This is a genomic window from Microcoleus sp. PH2017_35_SFW_U_B (assembly GCF_020737865.1).
Taxonomy (GTDB): Bacteria; Cyanobacteriota; Cyanobacteriia; order Cyanobacteriales; family Microcoleaceae; genus Microcoleus.
Genome location: NZ_JAEQDE010000030.1, coordinates 133506 through 143791, shown reverse-complemented (window position 1 = coordinate 143791; position 10286 = coordinate 133506). Strand labels below are relative to the sequence as shown.

The window sequence follows — 10286 nt, the reverse complement described above, 5'->3', positions numbered from 1 at the left end:
CTTGCTCTTGTGTCACCCAATCACGGCAGCGCCACAAACCTGTAATCATTGCCTTGGCGTTGAACCTGTACTAAAATCGCTTTGTTCCATCGATCGCCCGTTGGCAAAAACCTCACATCTTCACTCGCACCAGAGGTAACGAAATTCGGAGCCCTAAGTGCTTGTTGCAATCCTTCTCGCGTATTGCTGCGCTGCAAACCGCTCATAATAGCTTTCGTCGCATCAAAACTCGTGGCGGTTCGCCAATTCACGGCACCTCCCCACTTTTGAATCGCATTCTTAGAAAATGGGTTGTTCGGATTAGTGTCAGGATGCCACGGAACGGACAAAACAAGCCCGTCAACGTCTTTGTTCCCCTCTTTTACCGTTTGAAAGGTGTACAGTGTCGTGCTGCCGTAGAGCGCTAATTTGCCAGTATTGAGGCGAGCTAGGTCGATCGCGCGATCGATGCGATCGATATGAGGTGCTAGCATTAACGCTTGTGCACCTTTGCTAACAGCATCAGCAATGCTAGCACTCGAATTAAAAGTTGGCGTTGAAAAGTCACAAACCGTAGGCACTACCTTGCCACCCAAAGCCGAAAACGACGAAACAAATTCATCCTTAAACGATACGTTATCAGGAGCTTGAGAATCATAACAGATAGCAACATTAGTTTTGCCAGCTTTTTTAACCATATATTCTGCTAAAGGAGCCGCCATCGATTGAATCGCGGGGACTGTCCGAAAAATATAGCTACCGAAAGCTGATAAATTGTTAGCAAAGCTAGTTGGTGTAACCATCACCAGTTTTTTTTCTTGATAGGTGGGAGCAGCAGCTAGAGAAGCATTGCTAGCATTGTGTCCGACGACTGCTAAAATTTTCGGATCCTTTACGAATTCGGTTGCAACTTCTTTGGCAAAATCTGGACTGTTGTCATCGTTCGCAATCAAAACTTGCAAACCCGCACCATTAATCCCTCCCCCAGCATTAACTTCCTCTTGAGCTTGGGCAACTCCTCGGAGCATTTCTTGCGCTACATTCGGGTTAGTGCCAATCGGAACGCTGACGGCTATTTGCAGAGAATTATCATTATTGACTTTGGCATTATTTAAATAAATTAGAGTCTCTGGATCGTTGCGATTTTGTTGCAGCGATTCCCGAAAGTTTTTAACAGCTTCTTTGTAATTACCCTCAGCAAAAGCTTTGACACCTGCTTGTTTTCCTGCTGTTTTTTGCGATTGCATCAATATCTTATCTCCCAAACTGAGACGACTGTTGCCAGAAACTGATCTAGGTAAAATTCCGCCCTTTAATATCTGTGGAATAAATGTGAATGCACCCCAGGCAATCAAAGGAAATGCAATAAAAACAATTGGGGGCGGGCCTTTCCTTTTTTGAGGTTGTTGATACATAATTAGTTCTCCTGCACTAGATTTTGTTTAGATACTTTGATTTATGTCAGCATTTCCTGGCACAGTCTAATAAATCTGTTACTTACCAGAAAATACTCCTGGTTGCAACCTGTAGAAATATCTACATATATTTGATTTAGCTGGACGAGTGCAGTATTAGCTGCTAGGCTTTGGCGACATGGGTTTCTTCCTGTCCTAGGTTCATATGATGATTATGAATAAAAGCTTTTTTAAAGTCAATTCATAAAGTCATTGGATGGACTCATAAAAATCATATTGTTAAGTTCATAAAAGTCATATTCGCCTAGGTTGGCTTCAATAACTCATCTCATGCCTGTTGTATTACCGTAATAAAACGTGTTTGTAGTGAGGACTTTAGTCCGCATCATCCGAGGACTAAAGTCCTCACTACGAACCAACTTTATTGGGAGCGTTCTTTTCGGACATGATAGAATTCTTCCACAATACTGTATATGTGGCTCAAAACAGCAGTTGGGCGATCGCTCTTTCCGTACATAAATAAGATGCGCGGTTTGAAGTTTAAGAATTGTGTCAAATTTTCTATCATTGTAACAAAAGCAAATTGTCAAGTCTCTCAAATGAGTTGTCACACAAACTCCTAACAGCAGCGAGGTGGAGGAATTATTGGCTTTTTCTAAATCTTCACTAAAATATGGCGTAAGATATGCAAGTTTATCTTGATGTACTTTGCATATCTTACGCCAGAAGTCCTGAAAAACGGAGAGGGTGGGATTTGAACCCACGTTAGAGTCACCCCTAAAGTAGATTTCGAGTCTACCGCATTCAACCGCTCTGCCACCTCTCCAATTGATTTGAGATGCGAGCTAAAAGTATTTTACCGCACTGTGCGCCACATTGTAAATCCTTACAGAAAAGAAGTTTGATTTTCTTCCGATTCCAGAGTCGTCTTAAATCCCCCTGCTGGTGTCCACTGAAGAGCTCCGTCGCGCCCTGTCCAGAAAATCTGGGTTTTGCTTTGGCGCAGTTGGGCGGCGGTTTCTGGGTCGATTTCGTCTGAGGATGCGATCGCCACTTGCGGCCCAACTGCGCTCAATAACTCGGCTGTCAGGGTTTTTCCCGACCACCACAGCACTTCTACCCGCTTCAATGTTCCCGTGGCTGCTAATCTCTTTGATAACATACTTTGCGCTTCCGGTGTCATGTCACCGACAAGCAACCAAGTACGCTCGCCCACCAGTAATTCTACCACCGGGATTTCCGCGTCCACGAACTGCAACCGCGTCAAACCCAGATCAATTTTGCTGTCAGTTTCTAAAGGAAAGTAAACGCCTTGGCGAGATTGCACAGCCGTTATAAATTCCTGATTGCTGCCGCGGTTAATTTGTTTGGGAGCGTTATTATCATAAAACGTTTTAATTGGCAAGCGTTGTAATAATTTTCCCCAACCGCCGCTCAAGCCTAAATGACCGTGAGTGGCGATCGCAAAATTCACAGAATTAACTCCTTGCTGCTGCAAAAAAGGCAATACTGTAAACCTCACCGTATTTTCATCACCGCTATTAATTAGCACCACTTTTCCCTTATCTTGAATTACCAAAACTGGTTCCCCAGATGTCGCCAGCAAAGTAACTTGAAATAAAGATGATTGAACGTGCCAAGCTGGCAAAACTACGACTCCAATTCCCGCCATCAGCGCCAGCGGTAAAATCCAAGCCGAAGAAATCCGCAACGCAAAAACTCGGCTTTTCCCCTGCTTCCCTCTCCCCTTTCCTTGATTCTTGCCTTTTCCTAATTCCTGTTTCCCTCTCCTATCTTCCTGTTTCCCTTTTCCCTCGGACTTTTTCCTTCTATCCGTTACATCCGTTACATCCCGCACATTGCTCGTTGCCGAACTTCCCCCCAGCCAAACCCAGCAGATTAAACTGTAAAGCGCGATTAGCTGAAACACCGATACTTGGCCGACAGCTACTGAATTACCGGGCAATTGTGAGAAATATTCGGCGATCGCAATTAACCCCTTTGCCGGATAGTCAAGCAGTTGGGCTAACACACTCCCAGCCGGCGGAAAAATCAATCCCGCTAAAGCGCTAACCATCCCGCCAATACTCAAAATCCACAGTAAAGGAGCCGCAATAATATTGACTAAAATGCTGTAAGGTGATACCACACTAAAAACGTAAAGTAGCAGTGGCAGCACCCACACTGAAGCGGCGATGGGAACCACCAGAATTGAAGCGATCGCAGGTGGCATCCAGTCGAACTTTGCCATCAGCGGCGGCGCTGTCACCACTAATCCCAGAGTTGCCAAAAAACTCAGTTGAAAACCTAAATCCCAAATCCACAAAGGGTTAACTAGCAGTAAAATAGTAGCAGCGATTAACAGCAATCCCAACGGCTTAACTTCGCGACTTAGTACCAAAGCAAATAGTGTACCAAATCCCATCAAGGCGGCGCGGCAGATTGAAGCTTCAAAGCCTGTTAATCCGACGAGTAAAAATAAAGCACCGACGCCAAAACCAAATTGTAATTGTTTGGAAAAGCGCCTGGTTAAAGCTAAAACTAAACCCAAAACCATCGAAACTTGAGTACCCGAAGCTGCGATCGCGTGGGCCAATCCAGCCTGCACAAAAGAGTCGCGGATGGTGTAGGGTAAATCAACTGCTTGTTTGCCCAGGGCGATCGCACTGATCAACGGCCCTTCGGGAACACTCAACTGTGATACTTGCGATCGCACAATCCGCATCCGCATCGTTTGAATTGGCGACGGCTGCATCCCGGTTGACTCCCAGAAAGCACCCGTTTTGGTGTTAAGTCGATTGACATCCGCGATCGCATTTTCTCTCTTCCAGTCAATCTGACGCCCTTTGAGTCCTGCAAAAGCCCCTTCTCTGGCTAAATAGGCTTGAAAATCAAAAGCCCCCGGATTCGACGGCGGCTGCGGTTTGTACAATGAGCCCACAACTGCGACTGTATTGTCGGCATACAAGCCCGTTGCTTGCAGCAGGGGCACTGTAACGTAGAGTTTGCCGGATACTGGGCGGTTGACGACTACTCCTCCTTCGCCGCCGTTGATTTCGCTAACTGCATCCGTGTCTAGCCAAAATTGCGATCGGCCCGATCGAGTTAATCGGGGCGTACTAGCCAGTCTACCGCGAACTGTCACCGCCACTTCTTGAGTGTTTCCGCCAACGGGAATCAGTTTGCTGATGTCATTCATTGCCGGTTGGGGCGATCGAATTGCAAAATAAATGCTCGCCAAAAATGCGATCGAACCCGCGACAGCCCACACCCATTTTGCTCTCGGCAGCATCTCAAGCAAGCTCAATTTTTCCCTCGTTTCTAAGGGTTCCTCCAGAGCATTTTCTTTCGTTCTGCTGCGTCTTTTATTAGTGGTTTTGAAAGAGTTCCTTGTATACTTTAACAACAATTTAGGCATGGCGACTGCGACCGCTATTCCTAAAGCAAATATCCCGTACCTACCCCAAGAAACTCCTGTAGAAATCAATCCCACAATGTAGGCAATACAGAAAATGACACCCGTTGCTTGATTCATTAATTAGAAACTATGGAATTAGTCAGTTGTCAGTTGTCAGTTGTCAGTTGTCATTAGTCATATATCCGTAGGGGCGAAGCATGACCGCAGAAAATAGGAGATTATAACTAATAACTTATATGCGGTCATGCTTCGCCCTCTTCAAAAACCAGATGCACCCCATTAGTCATTAGTCATCCGTCATTAGTCATCCGTCATTAGTCATGTTTTGCTGTTTTTGCGATCGAACGTTATTAGTCATTAGTCATCAGTCATTAGTCATCAGTCATTAGTCATTAGTCATGTTTTGCTGTCCCCCCGCGATCGAACCTTATTAGTCATTAGTCATCAGGCAGAATGAAATAAATAGAATCAATCGTTACCGCAATTTAATCACTTCCTAACTGTCTTGGTAGTTACTAAGATTAGCAATTTTTGCGATCGCAAATATACTTTCTTTTACTTTTCAAAACCGCACAGCTTAAGCTGAAAACCAGATATTTCGGTTTGAGTCTTCGTTTCCCTTCCCCTAAATTCTCCTAAAAAATGGCAGTAGGAGTTCACTTTAAGCGCTCCATTCCTGCTCCTGGTGCAAGAGACACTTTGCGTCTCTTGTCCCCCCTTTTTTTAGGTAGGTTAGGGGGGAACGCAACTCATCTGAACGAGAACAGACTGGTACTACCTTAAATAGACAGACCTAATTTTAAACCGAAAGCCGCGTGCAGCACCATAAGTGCCAGGGCAGTTGTGCCCAAATAAGCGTGAACCGCCCGCAGTGCCAGCTTATTGCCTCCAAAACCTGTCAGTGAAATCAAGCTACCAACAGCCAGCAAAACCAGCACTCCCGAACCCGTCCAAAAGTGCGGGCTTTCCATAACAGGCTTGTGCTGCATTACCAGCGACAGCAAGCCCCCTGTGTAGCCCAAAGCTAGAAACAGAAACATCCACGGTGCTAGCTTGCGGTGATCCGCTCGACTTTTGAGCGCGACATCCTTATCGGCGGCCAAACGTCCCTGCCATCCCGTATACCCGACGAAGCTACCCATGGCCACAACCACGATTCCCATCATTACAGGATGTCCCCAATGGGTAATTGGTTCGGGAATTCCGAGACTGCGAAATTGGCTGGCGATGGGTTCTAGAAGTTCGCTTAAATTTACCATTTGATTCTGACTCCAACCTTGGGGATAAATATTTTGGGAGAAAATATTAATATATTATAAAATATTAGTAGCAACTGCGATCGCGCACTTCAAAAAACAGTTGACAGTTGCCAGTTGCCAGTTGACAGTTGACCTAATGATGAGTGATAACTTCCGCGGCTACAACGGTCAAACATGACGCAGAAGCTTAAAGTTACACAAAACTTAGCCGGCTTTAGCCGGCTGTGAGATTTTTTACAGCAGTGATGCTGTTTTAAGTTAATTGTGAGCTGTTAACCAACCTTATCAGCTAAATCGAAAAGCAAAAATAAACGCAATTCGTCCGCATATCCACCCTGGGGCGGCTTTTCGCCCAATCTTCACAGCCTCATCCTCACTCTGGATGTTAAATTTTACCTGCCTGCTCATAGTTAATTTCAATGCCTTGACTTTTGAATGTCAAAGTGAGAAATTAACATCGCAGGCGACGAGCATTAGCAGTTTTACTTTTGGCAAATCGCTCTTAAGACAGAATCAACTGCTGCCAAAAAACTAGAGGTTCCAAGTTAGACACTTTTTGCATAAAGTTATGCAGATACCTTTAACCTAGAAAAATCGGGCTGATGCCGGAGTTTTCTGTCTGTGGCACAATCTGAAATGAAACTTTCACGTCAGATGTTGCGGTATCTGTCAAAGCTTTTAACTGAATGTTAAAAGCACCATTGATATCGCGTCATATAGCATGACTGCTGTCGGCCCTGGCAGACTTCGATCGACTGACGGCTAAAATGAGTGTCTGAAAGCACCCTGAAATTACCCTTGTCTATTGAGCTGCCATTGCTGTGCAACCTGTTCCTCTCAACTAACTCGTTGGGGATTTGGTTGCAGGTGGCAAACACCGACTTTCGCTGCCGCTTTCCTCAGAACCGTGCAACTGCTAAACTCGCTGCGCCGTCGCCAAAGTAGCTTCCGAAGGTTGGATTTGGTACTTTACGAGATTTGCCAGTTCTTGTAACTGACTAATTGCCTCTGCACCTTCTAGTTTCATCAGTTCGCGATCGTCCCGCATCTCAGTCCATGTGATACCGTAATCTGACACTAAAAATCGAATCAGATGGTTGTCCGTCAAACTGACCATAAATGAGGCACTGTTCATCTGACCCCCGCAAGTGTAGCAGGATGCCAAATAACCCCGACGCTCTAGCACGATCGCCAAAGCCTGGAGGTTCATGACCAAATCTTGGACGAATTTACGGTGTTGTTCTGCAAGTCTCAGAAACACAGTTTTTCTCCTATCACCACGCCGTATATTTTACACCCAATTTCATAATTTCTTAAGAATTGAGTATCTAGGTGCTGGTTCAGTATACGTTTAGTATGCTGAAAAAAAATCGAATTAGCGACCTCTTCAGCCTACCTTTACTAGATTAACCGAGTTGCGATCGCAACTAAGTATCAGCAGCGACATTAACCTCAAACACTATGTAACCGTAGACTCCAGCCCCCACAAAACTTCTGCTGTGACGGCTGATTCAGCCCTCGAACAGCCGAAAGATACAAATAACTAATGATAGCAATCGAGTTAGTTAAGTATAATAGTTCAATCGCCCTGGGGATACTCCTCCCAAAGCGTCGTAGTCTGTCGCAAGCTCCGAAAATCGCCATTTCCCAAAATCAAGTGATCCAGCAGCGGAATCGACAAAAACTGCGCTCCAGCAAGCAACTGCCGTGTCAAAGCAATGTCCTCCGGGCTCGGCTCTACACTCCCCGAGGGGTGATTGTGCGAGATAATTGCTCGCGTTGCCCCAAGGCGGATCACTTCCCGAAAAATATCCCTTGGGTGAGCTAAAGTTTCGGTAGCTGTGCCGATCGTAATTACTTGAGTACCCAGCAGCCGATTTTTCACATCCAGCAGCACCACAGCAAAACGTTCCTGAGACTGCCACATCAAATCCTGACTCAGAGCATCCGCAGCAGCTTGTGGAGAGTCCACCACGGCCATGTCCGGCGGCCGCGACTGAAACACCCGTTTCCCCAACTCCACCGCAGCCAAAATCGAAGTAGCCTTGGCTGGGCCGATGCCGTGAATCTGCGTCAACTCCTGCACGCTAATGCCGCGGAGTACACCCAGAGGATCCCGCTGGTGCAAGCTCAACTGATTTAAAATATACTGTCCGAGTCCGACAGCCGAAAGTTTGCCGGGGCCCTGACCGGTACCCAGTAGAATAGCAATCAATTCCGCAGTCGCCAAACTTTTCGGGCCGCCGGCCATTAGCCTTTCCCGCGGCCGTTCGCTACTCGGCAAATCTACAATTCTCAAGCTGTAAGTCATAGATGGACTCGCACCGCAAGCTCAACAATTAAATCATATTAGCCGATCGATCGTCCTTCTTCAAATCAGTACGATCGCCCAAAACAGCTAAATCATTAACCGAGGCTGTTAGCGCGTGCAAATCTAACACAACGTTTCGATTTTCGATCGAGTCTTTATCTTGATCGAGCCGATCGCCCGGAGCTACCTCTAACAGGTAAAATTGCTCGTAACTGTGCCCTTAGAGCCAGGTTTGCTGGCAGCACCCCCTCCTTCATCGCCAAGATGTGATTACCAGAAAGAATTGGTTGAAAGCCCGCCCGCCTGCTCGGGAGAAATTAAAATTAGACTATTCATTAGTCCAATCCTCGGACTTAAGGGTAGAGGTCGCTCTCAAACTGTCAACTGTCAACTGTTGAACCTAGATTCTTGCCATTCTATCGAGGTCAGCAGCGAGGAAACAGGCTGCGGCGGCTTAGGTGCTGCCAAGCCAACCGATACAAAGGAAGCGACCATCAAAACGCCGTAAACAGCCACAGATAGCTTGCGAGTTGCCAGTCCCACCCATTGAGGATTTACTAAACCCAGACAAAATGCTGGCGTTGAAAACATGAAAGTTAAAACAAACAAGCTGGACATCAGGCACCTCCTCCTTCGCGAACTGCACCGATCGATCACTTGTTTATCCAATTATCAGCTAAAAAATCCGCTGAAAACAGTTGCGATTGATGATTTATAACTTAAGGATTATTGCCGTTTCTCAAACAATAATCAAGCTGCTTAAATCTCACGCTTTAGCTAGTTGTTAAAAAATAAATGTCTTTTTATATCGCCAGAAAATCTAGCTTAAAATAGAAACTAAATTCTTTACTCAAAATATGCAAGTCCGCTTTAACGTAGTCCGCCAAAATCAAAACGAGGCTCCCCGCGTTCACACTTACACCCTAGACGTGGATGAAAGCAATACCATCCTAGACTGCCTCAACAGCATCAAGTGGGAACAAGACGGCACTTTAGCTTATCGCAAAAATTGCCGCAATACAATTTGCGGCAGTTGTTCGATGCGAATTAACGGGCGCTCGGCTTTAGCTTGCAAAGAAAATGTCGGTAGCGAACTTGCGAGATTGCAAAAAATAGCCCATTCGAGTTCAGCACAACAGCCTGGCGATTTCATCCCAGAAATTACCGTCGCCCCCATGGGAAATATGCCGGTAATTAAAGATTTGGTGGTTGACATGACCAGTTTTTGGGACAACCTGGAAGCTGTTGAACCCTATGTCAGCACAGCCTCGCGAGCAATTCCCGAACGCGAATTTCTGCAAACTCCCGAAGAGCGATCGAAACTCGACCAAACTGGTAACTGTATCCTCTGCGGCGCGTGCTATTCTGAGTGCAACGCTCGGGAAGTCAACCCGGAATTTGTCGGCCCCCACGCCCTCGCCAAAGCTTACCGGACGATCGCCGATTCCCGCGACAGCGAAACCGAAAATCGGCTGGAAAAGTACAACGAAGGAACCGCAGGCGTCTGGGGCTGCACCCGCTGTTACTACTGCAACTCGGTTTGTCCGATGGAAGTGGCGCCGATGGATCAAATTGGTAAGATTAAACAGGAGATTCTCGATCGCAAAGACGACCAAGCCAGTCGATCGATCCGCCACCGCAAAGTCTTAATTAATCTCGTTAAAGAAGGTGGCTGGATAGACGAGCGCAAATTCGGTATCGAAGTAGTAGGAAACTATTTCCGCGACGTTCAAGGCTTGCTGAGTCTGGGCCCGTTGGGTTTAAGAATGCTCGCCCGCGGCAAATTCCCCTTGTCCTTTGAGCCTTCTGAAGGTACCGAAACCGTGCGAGATTTGATCGAATCGGTGCAAAATTTAGAAAAGTCGGCAGATTAGCGATCGGCGGTCAATTTCGGGTAAATTACA

General features: G+C 46.3%; 8 protein-coding genes and 1 tRNA gene. 2 read left to right on the top strand and 7 right to left on the bottom strand.

The annotated features are described in order from the left end of the window. Positions 1–20: 20 nt before the first annotated feature. The 5 genes from JGK36_RS07535 to JGK36_RS07515 form a co-directional block, all read right to left on the bottom strand. Complete coding sequence (locus JGK36_RS07535) at positions 21–1226, bottom strand: ABC transporter substrate-binding protein (protein WP_293200864.1); 1206 nt, start codon at positions 1224–1226, stop codon at positions 21–23. A gap of 907 nt (positions 1227–2133) precedes the next feature. Further along, positions 2134–2220, bottom strand: a tRNA-Ser gene (locus JGK36_RS07530). Positions 2221–2280: 60 nt separating this feature from the next. Further along, on the bottom strand, positions 2281–4929 hold the full coding sequence (locus JGK36_RS07525) for a ComEC/Rec2 family competence protein (RefSeq protein WP_293196626.1): 2649 nt from the start codon (positions 4927–4929) through the stop codon (positions 2281–2283). Positions 4930–5591: 662 nt separating this feature from the next. Then, a complete protein-coding gene (locus tag JGK36_RS07520) occupies positions 5592–6071 on the bottom strand; it encodes a DUF4079 domain-containing protein (RefSeq protein WP_293149068.1) in 480 nt (159 codons plus the stop codon). 916 nt (positions 6072–6987) lie between these two features. Next, the gene (locus JGK36_RS07515; RefSeq protein WP_293148941.1) at positions 6988–7332 is read right to left on the bottom strand and encodes a DUF1815 family protein; all 345 of its coding nucleotides are present in this window, start codon (positions 7330–7332) and stop codon (positions 6988–6990) included. Positions 7333–7486: 154 nt separating this feature from the next. Between JGK36_RS07515 and JGK36_RS07510 the strand changes: the two genes are divergently transcribed. Further along, a complete protein-coding gene (locus JGK36_RS07510) occupies positions 7487–7618 on the top strand; it encodes a hypothetical protein (protein ID WP_293175254.1) in 132 nt (43 codons plus the stop codon). Positions 7619–7650: 32 nt separating this feature from the next. Here the strand turns inward: JGK36_RS07510 and radC are convergent, their stop codons facing one another. After that, a complete protein-coding gene (gene radC, locus JGK36_RS07505; protein ID WP_293196625.1) occupies positions 7651–8382 on the bottom strand; it encodes a DNA repair protein RadC in 732 nt (243 codons plus the stop codon). Positions 8383–8769: 387 nt separating this feature from the next. Further along, a complete protein-coding gene (locus JGK36_RS07500) occupies positions 8770–9000 on the bottom strand; it encodes a hypothetical protein (RefSeq protein ID WP_293196624.1) in 231 nt (76 codons plus the stop codon). Between the two features lie 239 nt (positions 9001–9239). Here JGK36_RS07500 and JGK36_RS07495 point away from each other — a divergent pair, with 239 nt between their 5' ends. Beyond that, positions 9240–10256, top strand: a complete 1017-nt coding sequence (locus JGK36_RS07495) for a succinate dehydrogenase/fumarate reductase iron-sulfur subunit (protein WP_293196623.1) — start codon at positions 9240–9242, stop codon at positions 10254–10256. Positions 10257–10286: the final 30 nt, after the last annotated feature.